12 protein-coding genes are annotated in these 14790 nt (G+C 72.2%); 8 read left to right on the forward strand and 4 right to left on the reverse strand.

Going from position 1 to position 14790, the window contains the following annotated elements:
* Positions 1 to 43: 43 nt before the first annotated feature.
* The 3 genes from ACZ7MG_RS21985 to ACZ7MG_RS21995 all read right to left on the reverse strand — a co-directional run bounded on the left by ACZ7MG_RS21985 (position 44) and on the right by ACZ7MG_RS21995 (position 4355).
* Positions 44 to 388 (reverse strand): GNAT family N-acetyltransferase, encoded by a 345-nt coding sequence (locus ACZ7MG_RS21985; protein ID WP_471391202.1) that lies wholly within the window; start codon positions 386 to 388, stop codon positions 44 to 46.
* Between the two features lie 46 nt (positions 389 to 434).
* Positions 435 to 854, reverse strand: a complete 420-nt coding sequence (panD, locus tag ACZ7MG_RS21990; protein WP_471391200.1) for an aspartate 1-decarboxylase — start codon at positions 852 to 854, stop codon at positions 435 to 437.
* A gap of 153 nt (positions 855 to 1007) precedes the next feature.
* A complete protein-coding gene (locus ACZ7MG_RS21995) occupies positions 1008 to 4355 on the reverse strand; it encodes a DEAD/DEAH box helicase (RefSeq protein ID WP_471391386.1) in 3348 nt (1115 codons plus the stop codon).
* Between the two features lie 402 nt (positions 4356 to 4757).
* Here ACZ7MG_RS21995 and ACZ7MG_RS22000 point away from each other — a divergent pair, with 402 nt between their 5' ends.
* The 5 genes from ACZ7MG_RS22000 to ACZ7MG_RS22020 all read left to right on the forward strand — a co-directional run bounded on the left by ACZ7MG_RS22000 (position 4758) and on the right by ACZ7MG_RS22020 (position 7766).
* Entirely contained in the window at positions 4758 to 5405 is a 648-nt protein-coding gene (locus ACZ7MG_RS22000; protein WP_471391197.1) for a nucleotidyltransferase family protein, read from the forward strand.
* Positions 5389 to 5682, forward strand: coding sequence for a BON domain-containing protein (locus ACZ7MG_RS22005; protein ID WP_471391196.1), 294 nt, complete (start codon positions 5389 to 5391; stop codon positions 5680 to 5682). The genes ACZ7MG_RS22000 and ACZ7MG_RS22005 overlap by 17 nt, the downstream gene beginning before the upstream one ends.
* A complete protein-coding gene (locus ACZ7MG_RS22010) occupies positions 5679 to 6434 on the forward strand; it encodes a metallophosphoesterase family protein (RefSeq protein WP_471391193.1) in 756 nt (251 codons plus the stop codon). Before ACZ7MG_RS22005 ends, ACZ7MG_RS22010 begins: the two co-directional genes overlap by 4 nt.
* Positions 6435 to 6554: 120 nt before the next feature.
* Positions 6555 to 6974: a hypothetical protein gene (locus ACZ7MG_RS22015; RefSeq protein WP_471391190.1), complete on the forward strand. Its 420-nt coding sequence runs from the start codon at positions 6555 to 6557 to the stop codon at positions 6972 to 6974.
* Between the two features lie 87 nt (positions 6975 to 7061).
* The gene (locus ACZ7MG_RS22020; protein ID WP_471391188.1) at positions 7062 to 7766 is read left to right on the forward strand and encodes a DUF6766 family protein; all 705 of its coding nucleotides are present in this window, start codon (positions 7062 to 7064) and stop codon (positions 7764 to 7766) included.
* A 21-nt stretch (positions 7767 to 7787) separates the two neighbouring features.
* Here the strand turns inward: ACZ7MG_RS22020 and ACZ7MG_RS22025 are convergent, their stop codons facing one another.
* On the reverse strand, positions 7788 to 9704 hold the full coding sequence (locus ACZ7MG_RS22025) for an ABC transporter ATP-binding protein (RefSeq protein WP_471391383.1): 1917 nt from the start codon (positions 9702 to 9704) through the stop codon (positions 7788 to 7790).
* Between the two features lie 146 nt (positions 9705 to 9850).
* Between ACZ7MG_RS22025 and ACZ7MG_RS22030 the strand changes: the two genes are divergently transcribed.
* The 3 genes from ACZ7MG_RS22030 (at position 9851) to ACZ7MG_RS22040 (ending at position 14709) form a co-directional block, all read left to right on the forward strand.
* Positions 9851 to 10813, forward strand: coding sequence for a lysylphosphatidylglycerol synthase transmembrane domain-containing protein (locus ACZ7MG_RS22030; protein ID WP_471391185.1), 963 nt, complete (start codon positions 9851 to 9853; stop codon positions 10811 to 10813).
* Between the two features lie 300 nt (positions 10814 to 11113).
* On the forward strand, positions 11114 to 12196 hold the full coding sequence (locus ACZ7MG_RS22035) for a mechanosensitive ion channel family protein (RefSeq protein WP_471391182.1): 1083 nt from the start codon (positions 11114 to 11116) through the stop codon (positions 12194 to 12196).
* 293 nt (positions 12197 to 12489) lie between these two features.
* Positions 12490 to 14709: an NADP-dependent isocitrate dehydrogenase gene (locus ACZ7MG_RS22040; RefSeq protein WP_471391179.1), complete on the forward strand. Its 2220-nt coding sequence runs from the start codon at positions 12490 to 12492 to the stop codon at positions 14707 to 14709.
* Positions 14710 to 14790 lie beyond the last annotated feature (81 nt).

A 14790-nucleotide genomic window follows, 5' to 3' on the forward strand; every position in this document is an offset into this window, starting at 1 on the left:
ACTCACCCGGCCGCCGCGGCCTCGGACCCCGCCGACGGGTTCCTCAGAAGCCCTCGGGGTGGGCGATCAGCCAGTCCTTCGCGGCCCGCAGCAGCTGGGGGTCGACGGCCGGGGCCTCCTCGGGGTGCCGTTCGGCCCACCTGACGACGTACGGGCACAGCGGGGCGACGACGATGCCCTCGCGGGCCGCGATGCCGTACAACTCGCGGGCCAGCGAGCCCGCGACTCCCTGTCCCTCGTGCGCGAGCTCGACGATCGTGTGCACCGGGACGAGGGCGCGCTGCGGGGATTCGAGGACGAAGTACTGGATGTGACCGGCCAGTTCGCCACCGGCGAAGGCCTCCAGCCGGCCGGCCGCCCGGTCGTCGCGGATCTGTACGTCGCTCATGGCACTCCTCGCGTGCGGATCGTGGCGCCGGGCGGCCCTCGCGGACTCAGACGGTGACGGCCTGCGGGCTGCGCCGCTGGTCCGAACCCGGCACCGGCTCGGAGGCGTCCGAGCCCAGGGCCACGATCCGGTTCCCGCCGTCCACGTGCACGACCCTGGGCTTCAGGGCGCGGGCCTCGGCGTCGGGGACCTGAGCGTAACTGATGATGATCACCAGGTCCCCGGGATGGACGAGATGGGCCGCGGCACCGTTGATCCCGACGACCCCCGAGCCACGCTCGCCCTCGATGACGTACGTCTCCAGCCGGGCACCGTTGGTGATGTCGACGATGTGCACCAACTCACCCGGCAGCAGATCAGCGGCGTCGAGCAGCTCGGCGTCGATGGTCACGGACCCGACGTAGTGCAGGTCGGCCTGGGTGACCGTGGCGCGATGGATCTTGGATTTGAACATGGTACGCAGCATGGGGCACTCCCGAAAACTAGGCTCCCTGCCTGCGTTCTTGCAGGTCAAGGGCTGTTTGTCAGCCTACAACGGCCCCCCGCGCGACGGACAGGTCTCCGGTGGGTGAGAAACACCGCTGCAACGCCCCTGCGGGGAGGGTTGCGCGGGGAGAGGTCAGGCGATGCCGTTGTAGGGCGTGAGCCAGTCCGTGGCGTGGTGGTCGCCTCGGGTGAAGACGGCGGCTCCTGTGCGGCCCCTGGAAGGGTCGTCGGGGTCGCCGTGCGGGTGGTCGAGGAGGGCGGGGGTGCCGTCGGAGGCGTACCGCGTCGTCGTTCTGCCGTCCCAGAGGCAGATCACCGCGTCGGGCGGGGCAGTCACCCGCAGTGCGCCGGAGTGCGGGGCGAGGACGGTCCCGGTGGTCCGCTGCCCGAGCAGGGCCTGATAGCGGGCCGGGGTGAGCGCGTTGTGGCCCGGCGGGGTGGTGCCCCTCCAGTCGGGGGAGTCGATCCCGCTCCCCCGGGCCGCGCGCCACATCAGCGGGACGAGTTTCGGGGCCAGCCTCGGTGTCGCCATCCGGCCGCACATCCACAGCAGCCGGCCGGCGCCACGACCGGGGCCGAGGGCCCGCCAGCAAAGGCGTTCGGCGAGGTCGGCGGCGACGACGGCCGCCCAGGGGTGGAGGGTGCCCAGCCTGCCCTGGGCGCCCAGCCACGCCAGATAGCGCTGGGCCTCGTCGAGGACGGCCGTCAGGCTCTCGGCCGGGATGCCGAGCACGTACCCGGCGCGCGAGGTGAACGCCCGGGGGCTGGTGGCGACCAGCAGCAGCACGGCGTACGCCAGGTCGCCCGGGATCAGTGGCTCGTCCTGGTCCGGTGGTTCCTGGTCCTCCTCCAGGCGCTCCGCCCGGCCCTGGTGGCGCAGCACCCTGCGCAGAACGGCACGGTCACGGTCGCCGAACGCGGCCTCGGTCAGGTCCGGCAGCCGGGTGGCCAGCAGCCAGGACAGGGCCCGTTCGGCGTGGTCGGGGTCGTCCGGTACGGGCAGGGCACGCACCGCCGCGGACAGCTCGTGCGCGAGGACGGCGTCCACCATGAAACGGCTGGTCAGCGTGCCCAGTTCGGTCGGCTCCAGGAAGGTGTCGCCGCCGGGTCCGGCATGCCGGCGCAGGAAGCCTGCCTCCCGCAGATACTCCACGGCGTCGTGGAGCGGCTCGACGCTGTCATGCCCCTGATGGAAGGCGAAGGTGTCGGTCCACCAGTCCTCGGCCTCCTCCAGCGAGGTCACGCGGCCCTGCACCAGTTCGGCCAGCACATGGTCGGGCAGCCGGTCGCCGATGCGGGACCGCACGGTGTAGCCGGCGGTCAGCCGCGCCTGCCACTCGGGGCGCTCCGTCTCGTCCGCCAGGAGGTAGGCCCAGCCCTCGCGCTCCCCCGCGCCGACCCGTCCGGCGCGGCCGAACATCTGCTGCACCATGGACACCTCGATCCGGTTCCGGCCGAGGCGGACGTCGCGTACGACGACGGCGCGGGCCGGGAGGTTCACCCCGGCCGCCACGGTGGAGGTCGCGACCAGGACGTCCGTCTCCCGGGCCCGGAACGCCTTCTCGGCCTCGCGCTTGTACGGCCAGTCGCGGTAGTGCAGTCCGACACCGACGCTGCCGCACAGCCGCTCGACGCGTTCCGTGTCGTCCGCGTCGACGCCTCGGGTGAGGGCCCCGCGGTCCGCGGCGACGGCGAGGGCCGTGGCCCGCACGCCGCGCTTGCTGCTGCAGAAGACGAGGACGCTGCCGCCCTCGTCGGTCACGGTCCGCACCAGCCGTACGGCGGCGGAGGTCCGCGCGGCGGTGGCCCGCGTGGAGCGCGCGCCGTCGCGTGCGGCGGGCAGCAGGGGGATCTGCCAGGTGAGCCGGGTCGGCCGCCACGCCGTACGGATCAGCCGGGCCCCCAGCCAGTCGGCGACCTCGTCGGCGTTGGCCACGGTCGCCGACAGGCCGACGATGCGGGTCTGGGCGCTGTCCTCGCGGACCCGGGTGAGGACCGCTTCGAGGACGGCGCCCCGCCCCGGGTCACCGAGCAGATGGATCTCGTCGACGACCAGACAGCCGACCTCGGCGAGGACGCCGCCCAGCGAGCCGCTGCGGCAGATCGCCTCGAACTTCTCGGTGGTCGCGACCCAGATACCGGCCTCGCGGACCAGTTCGGTGTCGGTGGCGTACTCGCCGGTGAGCCGGGCGATCGTGATGCCGTGCCGCCGCCACTTCTCCAGTTCGCGGTCGAGTTCGTCGGTCAGCGACCGCTGCGGGACGAGCCAGGCCGCCTTGCGGCCCTGTGCGAGGGCCCGCAGGGCCGCCACCATGCCGATGGGTGTCTTGCCCGCGCCGGTCGGGGCGACGACCATGACATGCCCGTCGTCCTTCAGCAGGGCGGGCACGGCGTCGGCCTGGGCCGGGTTGAAGGTGGGGTGCGGCAGCAGCCGGGCCCAGTCCCCGGGGACCAGCTCGGTGACGGGTACGTACGGTGCCTCGTCGGTGTCCGGCAGGTCCGCGAGGGCGTCCCACTGGGCCTCGAACGCGTCCCGGGCGGCGTGCGCCCCGGGCCCCGCGACGGGCGAGGGCGGCATGTCGGCGCCCGGGGTGGTGAACGCGCGCGCGGGGTGGGCCACCAGGTCCGTGGGGCCGCCGAACTCGCCCACCGTGCCGACCTGTTCGTCCTCCGCCCAGTGCCGGACCCCGCGGTACGGAATGCCCCGCTCGGCCAGGTGGGCGCGGAGGTCGTCGAAGGCGGGGCCCTCGGGCAGGATGACCCGGACGTCGTCGGCCGCCGTGACCGCGCCCTCGGGCGGCCGCCAGGCGGGGTCGGTGACCTTCCGCCAGAACAGATGGCGCTTCTCCGGCTCGGTCGGCATCACCAGGTCCGCCGGCCACGCGGGGGTCGGGGAGACCGGCACGGCGGTGATGGTGACACCCGGTTCGGTGGGGCAGGGGCCCAGGAACCCTTCGAGCCCTCGTGCCCCCTCGGGCCGCCATGACGGGTGCGGTCGTGCCGCCGCCGCCCCGGCGCGCGCGACCGTCGGCACGGACCCGGACCCGCGCGCCCCACCGGCTTCCGCCCCACCGGCCCGCGCCGGGTCCGACTTCACCCCACCGGCCTCCGCCCTACCGGGCCGCGCAGCCCCCGGCTTCGCCCCACCAGCCTCCGCCCCACCGGTCCACGCCGCCCCCGGCTTCGCCGTACCGGGCCCTGCGGACAGCTTCTCGTAGGTCTGCACGCCCAGGTCGGCGAGGGTGTACGCCGCCGGGCAGACCGGGCAGACGACGGCCACGTAGCGGTAGACCCTCCCCGCCGACTCGTACGGTCGGCGCAGCGCGTGCGTCCGGCCGTCGCAGGCGGGGCAGGGGCGGGCCACCTCCTCCTCGTAGGCCCAACCGGGTTCGGTGAAACGGGCGATGAGACCCTCGGTGGGCAGGACGACGCCCCAGCGCTCCCGCACGACCTCCACGACCGTCGTACCGAGGTCGGCCATGTCCCCCACGAATCTCCCCCTCGTCCGCCCGGCTGGCGGCGCCGTTCAGTCGACTCGGTCGAGTCAGTCGAGTCAGTCGACGATGATGCCGGGATAGCAGTGATCATGATTCCAGTCGGGCTGAACGGCGTACCCGCAATAGCAGAGTTCCGGCCGGGCCGACTCGCCCTCCGCGCGGCGATCCAGTCCTCGGCGGTCTCGCCGGGCCACCGCCCGAGCGACTCGGGGGACGCCCCGAGCCCGTCCATGTGACGGCCGTACCCAACGACCTTTCCCCGTACGGTCATTGTCCCTCTCTTGATCCAGTTCCGCACCGGGCGGTCGCCGGAGAGGCCCGGAGGAAGCCCGGGACCGGCGTCGCCACGTCTGGCCATCGGGCGGGGCCGCACTATCGTGGGAGGCATGGGCGATCTCGCCGGCCCGGACGACGACGGGCTTCCCCCCGATCGGACCCAGGCCATCCTCGAAGCGGCCAAGGAGGTCGCTTCGCTGCTCAAGGCCGGTGGGCATCCTTTCGCGCTGGCGGGTGGCGTCGCGGTGTACGCGCACGGCGGGCCGGGGACCCTTCAGCACGACGTCGACTTCTGTGTGCTGCCGGAGGACATCGGGGCGGTCACCGGGACGCTGGAGGCGGCCGGGCTGACCGTCGTCGAGCCGCCCGAGGACTGGCTGCTGAAGACCCGGAGCCAGGGCCAGGAGGTCGATCTGATCTTCCGGCCGTCCCGGGCGCCGGTCAGCCGCGCGCTGCTGGACCGGGCGGAGGTGCTCTCGGTCCAGTCCGTGTGGATGCCCGTACTGGCGGCGACGGATCTGCTCGTCGGGCGTCTCCTGGCGTTCTCCGAGCACTACTGCGACTTCGGCGCCGTGCTGCCGATCGCCCGCACCCTGCGCGAGAAGATCGACTGGGGCCGGGTGCGCGAGGAGTGCGGTGCCGAGCCGATGCCGGCCGCCTTCCTGTTCCTGCTGGAGCGCCTCCATGTGATCGACGGCGGGAGCGGGAGCGACGACGTGAGCGAGCCGGAGGAGACCGGCGATGGCGACAGGACATGAGAACCGGCCGGAGGAGACGGGGGGCCGGGCGGCGCACACCGAGTACCGCATAGCCCACCTGGAGGAGCGGCTCGCCCGGAGCGGGCCGGCCGAGCTGGGGATGCGGATCGAGGCGCGCGGCGACGCCGTGCACATCACCGGTACGGCGTCCACCGCGGCCGACCGCGAGACGATCCTGCGCATCGCGGCGGAGGAGCTGCCGGGCGTGACCGTACGGGCGGACATCACGCTCGCCGATGTCACCGCGCCCGACCGGCGGCCCGAGGAGCTGTCGTGATCCGGGTCGCGGCCGTCGGGGACATCCATCTGGGGGTGGACGGCCGGGGTCTGCTGCGGCCGGCGTTCGACACCCTGCCCGACCACGCCGATCTGCTGCTGCTCGCCGGGGACCTCACCCGCCACGGCACCCCGGAGGAGGCCCGGGTCGTCGCCGGCGAGGTGGCGGGACTGCCGGTGCCGGTGGTCGCCGTCCTCGGGAACCACGACCACCACGCCGAGCGGCCCGAGGAGGTGACGGCCGTGCTGCGGGAGGCGGGCGTGACCGTCCTGGAGGGCGAGGGCACCGTCGTGCGGGTCGACGGTGTACGGGTCGGGGTCGCCGGGACCAAGGGGTTCGGCGGCGGCTTCGCCGGGCGCAGCGGCAGCGAGTTCGGCGAGCCCGAGATGAAGGCCTTCGTCCGCCACACCCGGGGGCTCGCGGACGGGCTGCGGCGCGCGCTCGACGCGTTGGCGGCGGACGGCTGCGCGGTCCGGATCGCGCTCACCCACTTCTCCCCCGTGCCGGACACGCTGGTCGGCGAGCCGCTGGAGATCTATCCGTTCCTCGGCAGCTATCTGCTGGCCGAGGCGATGGACGAGGCGGGCGCGGACCTCGCCGTGCACGGGCACGCCCATCTGGGCACCGAGCACGGCATCACCAGCGGTGGGGTACGGGTGCGCAATGTGGCCCAGCCGGTCATCCGGCGCGCGTTCGCGGTGTACCGGCTGCCGGTGGACGGGTCCCGCGACGCGGGGGCCGGCGGTTCGTAGCACCGGTTGCCCCGGCCGGGGGACGGCCACGCCGATCCGTCGCGCGGCACGGGTGGCGGTCCCCGGGGCGGGGTTACCGTCCGTCGACACCGACCTGATCGGCCGAACGGGAGGCTCTGGATGCCCTGGCACCGGCGGTGGGCAGTGGCGGCGGGGGCGGTCCTGCTGCTGACGACCGGCTGTGGCTCGGTCGAGGAGCGGCGTACGGCGGCCCTGGACGCGGCCCTCGACTTCGAACGGGCGCTCGACGCCGAGGACGGGGTCGCGGTGTGCGCGGTGCTGGCGCCGGGTGTCCGGGACGAGGTGGAGCAGTCCGCCCGGTTGCCGTGCGCGGACGGTGTCCTGGAGGAGGACGTTCCGGTCGTGCCGGCGGCGGAGGAGGCGGTCGAGGGCGTCGATGTCGCCGGGCGGCAGGCCCGGGTGGTGTTCTCGGCGGACACCGTGTTCCTGTCGCGGTTCTCCGGCGGGTGGAAGGTCGTCGCCGCCGGGTGCGTGCCGCGTCCCGAGCGGCCCTACCGGTGTCTGCTGAAAGGGGGGTGAGGACGTCGTGCGCGTCATGTTCGTGCTGTGCCTGCTGATCATCGCGGGCGGTCTGGCCTACTGCGTCACGCTGGGGGTGCTGCACCGATGAACCGCTCCGTACGCTCCCTGCACGGGCTCCGGGGGTTCCTGCGGGACAACGGCCTGGGGCTCACCTTCCTGGCGCTGTTCGCCCTCGCCCTGGTCGGCCAGGCGTTCGCCGGGCACGCGGACTTCGACAACCAACTGGCGGCGGAGGATCTCCAGCAGATCACCCTCGGCGAGTACATGACGTCGTCGGACTTCGCCGTGGACGTGATGGAGAACTGGCAGTCCGAGTATCTGCAGTTCTTCCTGTATCTCCTGCTCACCGTCTGGCTGGTGCAGCGCGGTTCACCGGAATCCAAGCACCCCGACAGCATCGGCGTCGAGTCCGACCGGGACCAGCGGGTGGGGCGGCACGCGCGCCCCGAGTCCCCCCGCTGGGCGGCGGCCGGCGGTGTCCGCCTCAAGCTGTACGCCAGTTCGCTGGGGTACGTCATGGGCACCATCTTCGTGCTGTCGTGGCTCGCCCAGTCGATCACGGGTGTGGCCGCGTACAACGAGGAGCAGCTGAGGGGGCTTCAGGCGCCCGACAGCTGGGCCGAGTACCTCGTCTCGGCCGACTTCTGGAACCGTACGCTGCAGAACTGGCAGTCGGAGTTCCTGGCGATCGCCTCCATGGCGATCCTCTCGATCTATCTGCGGCAGCGCGGTTCCCCGGAGTCCAAGCCGGTCGGGGCCGCCCATGCGGCGACCGGCGTCGAGGGCTGACCCCGGGGACGCGCGCTCCTCTCACACGGCGGCGACCGGCGACTCCGCAGCAGACTCCGCGGCGGACTCCGCGGCGGACTCCGCCGACTTCTCGAACTGGGTCCGGTACAGCTCCGCGTACCGTCCGCCCGCGGCCAGCAGCTCCTCGTGGCGCCCGCGTTCGACGATCCGGCCCGCCTCGACGACCAGGATCTGGTCGGCGGTCCGCACGGTCGACAGCCGGTGGGCGATGACCACGGCCGTCCTGCCCGCCAGCGCCTCGGCGAGTGCCTCCTGCACGGCGGCCTCCGAGGTGTTGTCGAGGTGGGCGGTGGCCTCGTCGAGGATGACGACGCGCTGGCGGGCCAGGAGGAGCCGGGCGATGGTCATGCGCTGGCGTTCGCCGCCGGAGAGCCGGTAGCCGCGTTCGCCGACGACGGTGTCGAGGGCGTCGGGCAGGGCGCGCACGAGGTCGTCGAGGCGGGCCCGGCGCAGTGCGTCCCACAGGTCGTCGTCGGTGGCGTCGGGGCGGGCGAGGAGCAGGTTGGCGCGGACGGTGTCGTGGAAGAGGTGGCCGTCCTGGGTGACCATGCCGAGGGTGGCGCGCAGTGAGGCCGCGCTGAGGTCGCGTACGTCGACGCCGCCGACGCGGACGGTGCCCGCGTCGGTGTCGTAGAGCCGGGGCAGCAGTTGGGCGACGGTCGACTTGCCGGCACCGGAGGAGCCGACGAGGGCGACGGTCCGGCCGGGTTCGGCGCGGAAGGAGACGCCGTGCAGGACCTCGGTGCCGCCCCGGGTGTCGAGGGCGGCCACCTCCTCCAGGGAGGCCAGGGAGACCTTGTCGGCGGAGGGATAGCCGAAGCGGACGTCGTCGAACTCCACGGCCACCGGGCCGTCGGGGACCTCGCGGGCGTCCGGTTTCTCCTCGATCAGCGGTTTGAGGTCCAGTACCTCGAAGACGCGCTCGAAGCTCACCAGGGCGCTCATGATCTCCACGCGCGCCCCGGCGAGCGCCGTGAGCGGCGCGTACAGCCGGGTGAGCAGCAGGGCCAGGGAGACGATCGCGCCCGCGTCCAGGGTGCCGCGCAGCGCGAACCAGCCGCCGAGGCCGTACACCAGGGCGAGGGCGAGGGCCGAGACGAGGGTGAGGGCGGTGATGAACGCCGACTGCGCCATCGCCGTACGCACGCCGATGTCCCGTACCCGGGCGGCCCGTTCGGCGAACTCGGCGGACTCGTCGTCGGGGCGTCCGAAGAGCTTGACCAGGGTGGCGCCGGGCGCGGAGAAGCGCTCGGTCATCCGGGTGCCCATGGCCGCGTTGAGGTCGGCCGCCTCCCGCTGGAGCCGGGCCATCCGCTTGCCCATGCGCCGGGCGGGGACCACGAAGACGGGCAGCAGGACGAGCGAGAGGAGGGTGATCTGCCAGGACAGGGTCAGCATCACGGCGAGGGTGAGCAGCAGGGTGACCACGTTGCTGACCACGCCGGACAGGGTGTTGCTGAACGCCCGTTGGGCGCCGATGACGTCGTTGTTGAGACGACTGACGAGCGCTCCCGTACGAGTACGTGTGAAGAACGCGACCGGCATGCGCTGCACATGATCGAAGACGGCGGTCCGCAGATCGAGGATGAGTCCCTCGCCGAGCGTCGCCGACAGGCGTCGGCCGACCAGCCCGAGGGCCGCCTCGGCGACCGCGATCAGGGCGATGAGCACGGCAAGGCGGACGACGAGTGTCTCGTCCCCGTCCGACACGATCACGTCCACGACGTTGCCCGCGAGCACCGGCGTCGCCACGGCGAGCAGCGCGGTCACGACACCGATGCCGACGAACCACGCGATACGGCGACGATGTGGACGGGCGAAGGCGCCGACGCGCCGTAGCGTCGCGCGGGCGAGGGGGCGGCTGTGCCGCTGGGCGGTCATCATGCCCTGCAGCTGGGTCCAGGCGGTGGTCTCCATACTCATACGGAGGACGTTAGAACCTCGACCAAGCTTGAGGTCAAGGTCGCGCCGAAGCGGGGCACCCGGCCTGGTCCACCGTCGGTCAACCGGTGTCCCCATGGCCGCAACTCCCTGTTGGCCCGGGGCGGAGAACCTCTCCCGGTGTGACAGCGATACCACTCCCACGACGACTCACCCGACGTGTTCCGGTACGGCGGATCCTCTGTCTGCTCCCGCTCGTCCTGGTCCTGGTGGTCGCCGTGCGGCACCGCTCCGTCCTCGTCGAGGGGTTCGACCGTCTCGCGACCGCGCGGTGGCCCTGGCTGGTCGCGGCGCTCGGCGTGACCTGTCTGACCTGGGTCGCGGCGGCGGTGACCCGGCAGGGCGCGCTCGTCGAACGGCTGCCCGCCGGGCGGCTGTTGGCCACCCAGTTCGCGGCGGGCGCGGCGAACCACCTGCTGCCGACCGGGCTGGGCGCGAGCGCGGTGAACCTGCGGTTCATGACGGTGTGCGGGGTGTCACTGTCCCGTTCCTCGGCGGCGCTCGCGCTGTATCTGCTGGCCGAGTCCGTCGCCCGCGTCGGTCTCCTGCTGGCCCTGCTGCTCGCCTTCCCGCAGGCGCTGCGGCTGGGCCCGCTGCTCCCGGACGGCACCTCGGCCCCCCTGCTGGTCACTGCGGTCGCCGTCGCGTGCGCCGCCGTGGCCGTGGTGCTCCTGGTGCGGCGGCTGCGTACGGCCGTGTTCCGTTTCGTGCGCACGGCGCTCGGCGAGGCCCGTGCGATCCACACCCGGCCGACGCGCGTCCTGGCGCTGTGGGGCGGTTCGCTCGCGTTCCCGGCGCTCCAGGCGGGCGTACTGGTCACCGTGGGGCTGGCGTTGGGGCTCGACATCCCGGTGACGCACATGGCGCTCGCCTATCTCGCCGCCACGGTCGCGGTCGCTCTCGTACCGACCCCGGGCGGTCTGGGCTCGGTGGAGGCCGCGCTCGTGGTCGCCCTGGTGGCGGCGGGCGGCCCGGTGGCGGTGGTGACCGCGGTGGTGCTGGCGTTCCGGATCATCACGGTCTGGCTGCCGCTGCTGCCGGGCGCGTTGACGCTGGGCGCGCTGGTGCGGCTGAAGGTGATCTGACACCGGGTGGGACGCCCGCGCGGGCCGGGGAAGAGGAGGCGGCCGTACCGCGGTGCACATCCGGACAATCCCCGGGAAGCGGGGCCGGTCCGTCGGCCGATCCGCGCAGGTCCGGTGCCGATCACCTGTGCGGATACGGCAGGATGAGCGGTCGCGCCCGACGTCGTACACACGTCCGGGCAGGTGCTGATCGTGCATTACGGATTCGAGCAGGTGGCAAGTGACGACACATCACATTCGGCCCATGGGACCTGACATACGGCTCGCCGGCCGGTCCCCGCGTCCCTCGGGAGGCGACCGATGACCCGGGCCCTCACCCTCGACGACTACCTGGTGGCCGGAATCACCCTGGCCGCGGGCCTGTTGGCCGCGTTCCTGCTGCGGCTGCTGATGCGCTGGCTCGGCGGCCACGCGACGAAGACCCGCTGGGGCGGTGACGACGTCATCGTCGACACGCTGCGGTCGCTGGTGCCGTGGGGCGCGTTCGTCGGCGGCGCGGCGGCCGCGGCGGCGGTGCTGCCGCTGACGAAGACCGTGCAGCACAACGTGAACCAGTCGCTGACGGTGCTGTTCATCCTCGTCGCCACCGTCACGTCGGCCCGGGTGATCGCCGGTCTGGTGCGCACGCTCGCCCAGTCGCGGGCCGGGGTCGCCGGCTCGGTCACCATCTTCGTGAACATCACCCGGGTCACGGTCCTCGCCATCGGCTGTCTGGTGATCCTCCAGACGCTGGGCATACCGATCGCGCCGCTGGTCACCGCCCTCGGTGTCGGTGGTCTCGCGGTGGCCCTGGCCCTCCAGGACACCCTCGCCAACCTCTTCGCGGGCATCCACATCCTCGCCTCGAAGACGGTCCAGCCCGGTGACTACATCAAGCTGAGCAGTGGTGAGGAGGGCTATGTCGTCGACATCAACTGGCGGCAGACGACGATCAAGTCGCTCTCCAACAACCTGGTGATCATCCCCAACGGGCAGCTCGCCGGCACGAACATGACCAACTTCAACCAGCCCGAGCAGGACATGACGCTGCTGGTGCAGGTGGGGGTCGGCTACGACAGCGATCTGGAGCATGTGGAGCGGGTGACCAACGAGGTGATCGCCGAGACGATGAAGGAGGTGGAGGGGGCGGTTCCCGATCATGAGCCGGCCGTGCGGTTCCACACCTTCGGTGACTCGCGGATCGGGATGACCGTGATCCTCGGGGTCGGGGAGTTCAGCGACCAGTACCGGATCAAGCACGAGTTCATCAAGCGGCTGCACAAGCGGTACCGGGCCGAGGGGATCAGTGTGCCGGTGCCCCGGCGGGCGATCACGCTGCAGACGGGGGGCGGCGGCGTGGAGATCCCGCACCAGCGGGGGGCTGCCGTCGAGACGGCGCCGTAAGGGAAGAGGGAAGTCTGTCGGGTGCGGGTGAGTGGGGGCTGGTCGCGCAGTTCCCCGCGCCCCTGAAAGGGCTGCAGGCCCTGACGGGCCTGCAGCCCTTTCAGGGCGAAAAGCACGGGGCGCAGCCCCTGCTTTTCAGGGGCGCGGGGAACTGCGCGAGAAGCCCCACCGGACCCGCACCCGAGAAGACCACCCGCCGTGGCGGTCCCCACACCCCGGCCCCTGTCGAGTAGCTCCCCCGTTCGAGATATCTTGATGTCGAGCAATGTTGCAGACGTGGAGCGGAGCACCCGGTGACTGACTCGACCATCATCTACACACACACGGACGAGGCGCCCGCCCTGGCGACCCACTCGTTCCTGCCCGTGATCAAGGCGTACGCCTCGCAGGCCGGTGTCTCCGTCGAGACCCGTGACATCTCGCTGGCCGGGCGCATCATCGCCGTCTTCCCGGAGTACCTGGAGGAGGGCCAGCGCATCGCGGACGCCCTCTCGGAGCTGGGCGAGCTGGCCAAGACGCCCGCGGCGAACATCATCAAGCTGCCGAACATCTCGGCGTCGATCCCGCAGCTCAAGGCCGCCGTCGCGGAGCTGCAGAGCCAGGGCTACGCGCTGCCGGACTACCCGGACGACCCGAAGACCGACGAGGAGCGCGAGATCCGCGCCCGCTACGACAAGATCAAGGGTTCCGCCGTGAACCCGGTCCTGCGTGAGGGCAACTCCGACCGCCGTGCCCCCGCCTCGGTCAAGAACTACGCCAAGACCCACCCGCACCGCATGGGCGCCTGGTCGTCGGACTCGAAGACCGACGTCGCGACCATGGGCGAGAACGACTTCCGCTCCACCGAGAAGTCCGCGGTGATCTCCGAGGCCGGCTCCCTGAAGATCGAGCTGGTCGGCGACGACGGCTCCACCACCGTGCTGCGCGAGTCCGTACCGGTCCTCGCGGGCGAGGTCGTCGACGCCTCCGTGATGCGGGTCGCCGCGCTGCGCGAGTTCCTGACCGCGCAGGTCGCCAAGGCCAAGGCCGAGGGCGTGCTGTTCTCCGTGCACCTCAAGGCCACGATGATGAAGGTCTCCGACCCGATCGTCTTCGGTCACGTGGTGCGCGCCTTCTTCCCGAAGACGTTCGCGCGCTACGGCGAGCAACTGGCCGCGGCCGGCCTCTCCCCCAACGACGGTCTGGGCGGGATCTTCAAGGGCCTGGAGGCCCTGCCGGAGGGCGCCGAGATCAAGGCCGCCTTCGACGCCGAGCTGGCCGAGGGCCCGGCGCTGGCGATGGTCGACTCCGACAAGGGCATCACCAACCTGCACGTGCCGTCCGACGTCATCGTCGACGCCTCGATGCCGGCCATGATCCGCACCTCCGGCCACATGTGGGGCCCGGACGGCCAGGAGGCCGACACCCTCGCGGTGCTCCCGGACTCCTCGTACTCCGGTGTCTACCAGGTCGTCGTCGACGACTGCCGCGCCAACGGCGCCTACGACCCGTCGACCATGGGCTCCGTCCCGAACGTCGGCCTCATGGCGCAGAAGGCCGAGGAGTACGGCTCCCACGACAAGACCTTCGAGATCCCGACCACGGGCACGGTCCGCCTCGTCGACCAGGCCGGGAACGTCGTCATCGAGCAGACGGTCTCCGCCGGTGACATCTTCCGCGCCTGCCAGACCAAGGACGACCCGATCCGCGACTGGGTCAAGCTGGCCGTCACCCGCGCCCGCGCCACCGGCGACCCGGCCGTGTTCTGGCTGGACGAGACCCGCGCGCACGACGCCAACCTGATCGCCAAGGTCAACGCCTACCTGCCGGAGCACGACACCGAGGGCCTGGACATCCGTGTCCTCGCCCCGGTCGAGGCCACCAAGCTGTCGGTGGAGCGCATCCGCCGCGGCGAGAACACGATCTCCGTCACCGGCAACGTGCTGCGCGACTACCTCACCGACCTGTTCCCGATCCTGGAGCTGGGCACCAGCGCCAAGATGCTGTCGGTCGTCCCGCTGATGGCGGGCGGCGGCCTCTTCGAGACGGGCGCCGGCGGCTCCGCCCCGAAGCACGTGCAGCAGCTGGTCAAGGAGGACTACCTGCGCTGGGACTCCCTCGGTGAGTTCTTCGCGCTGGTCCCGTCCCTGGAGCAGTACGCGACGGCCACCGGCAACACCAAGGCCAAGGTCCTCGCCGACACCCTGGACCGCGCCACGGCGACCTTCCTCAACGAGGACAAGTCCCCCTCGCGTCGCGTCGGCGGCATCGACAACCGCGGCAGCCACTTCTTCCTGTCCCTGTACTGGGCCCAGGAGCTGGCCGCCCAGACCGACGACGCCGACCTCGCGAAGGCCTTCGCGCCGCTCGCCGAGACCCTCACGGCGAACGAGCAGACCATCGTCGACGAGCTGATCGCCGTCCAGGGCAAGCCGGCCGACATCGGCGGCTACTACCAGCCCGACCCGGCCAAGGCCGCCGCGGTCATGCGCCCGTCGGCCACGTGGAACGAGGCGCTGGCGAACTTCGCCTGAGCCTCACTCACAGCGCCCAGCGCACAGCGGACCGCCCCGGCCGGGATCCTTCCCGGCCGGGGCGGTCCGTTGTCACGTCCG

The organism is Streptomyces sp. NPDC107538 (assembly GCF_055657445.1).

Excerpts from the sequence above, each read along its gene's own strand:
- ACZ7MG_RS21985 (WP_471391202.1), bottom strand. The coding sequence starts at position 388 with ATGAGCGACGTACAGATCCGCGACGACCGGGCGGCCGGCCGGCTGGAG.
- panD (WP_471391200.1), bottom strand. The coding sequence starts at position 854 with ATGCTGCGTACCATGTTCAAATCCAAGATCCATCGCGCCACGGTCACC.
- ACZ7MG_RS21995 (WP_471391386.1), bottom strand. The coding sequence starts at position 4,355 with ATGGCCGACCTCGGTACGACGGTCGTGGAGGTCGTGCGGGAGCGCTGG.
- ACZ7MG_RS22000 (WP_471391197.1), top strand. The coding sequence starts at position 4,758 with ATGGGCGATCTCGCCGGCCCGGACGACGACGGGCTTCCCCCCGATCGG.
- ACZ7MG_RS22005 (WP_471391196.1), top strand. The coding sequence starts at position 5,389 with ATGGCGACAGGACATGAGAACCGGCCGGAGGAGACGGGGGGCCGGGCG.
- ACZ7MG_RS22015 (WP_471391190.1), top strand. The coding sequence starts at position 6,555 with ATGCCCTGGCACCGGCGGTGGGCAGTGGCGGCGGGGGCGGTCCTGCTG.
- ACZ7MG_RS22020 (WP_471391188.1), top strand. The coding sequence starts at position 7,062 with ATGAACCGCTCCGTACGCTCCCTGCACGGGCTCCGGGGGTTCCTGCGG.
- ACZ7MG_RS22025 (WP_471391383.1), bottom strand. The coding sequence starts at position 9,704 with ATGGAGACCACCGCCTGGACCCAGCTGCAGGGCATGATGACCGCCCAG.
- ACZ7MG_RS22035 (WP_471391182.1), top strand. The coding sequence starts at position 11,114 with ATGACCCGGGCCCTCACCCTCGACGACTACCTGGTGGCCGGAATCACC.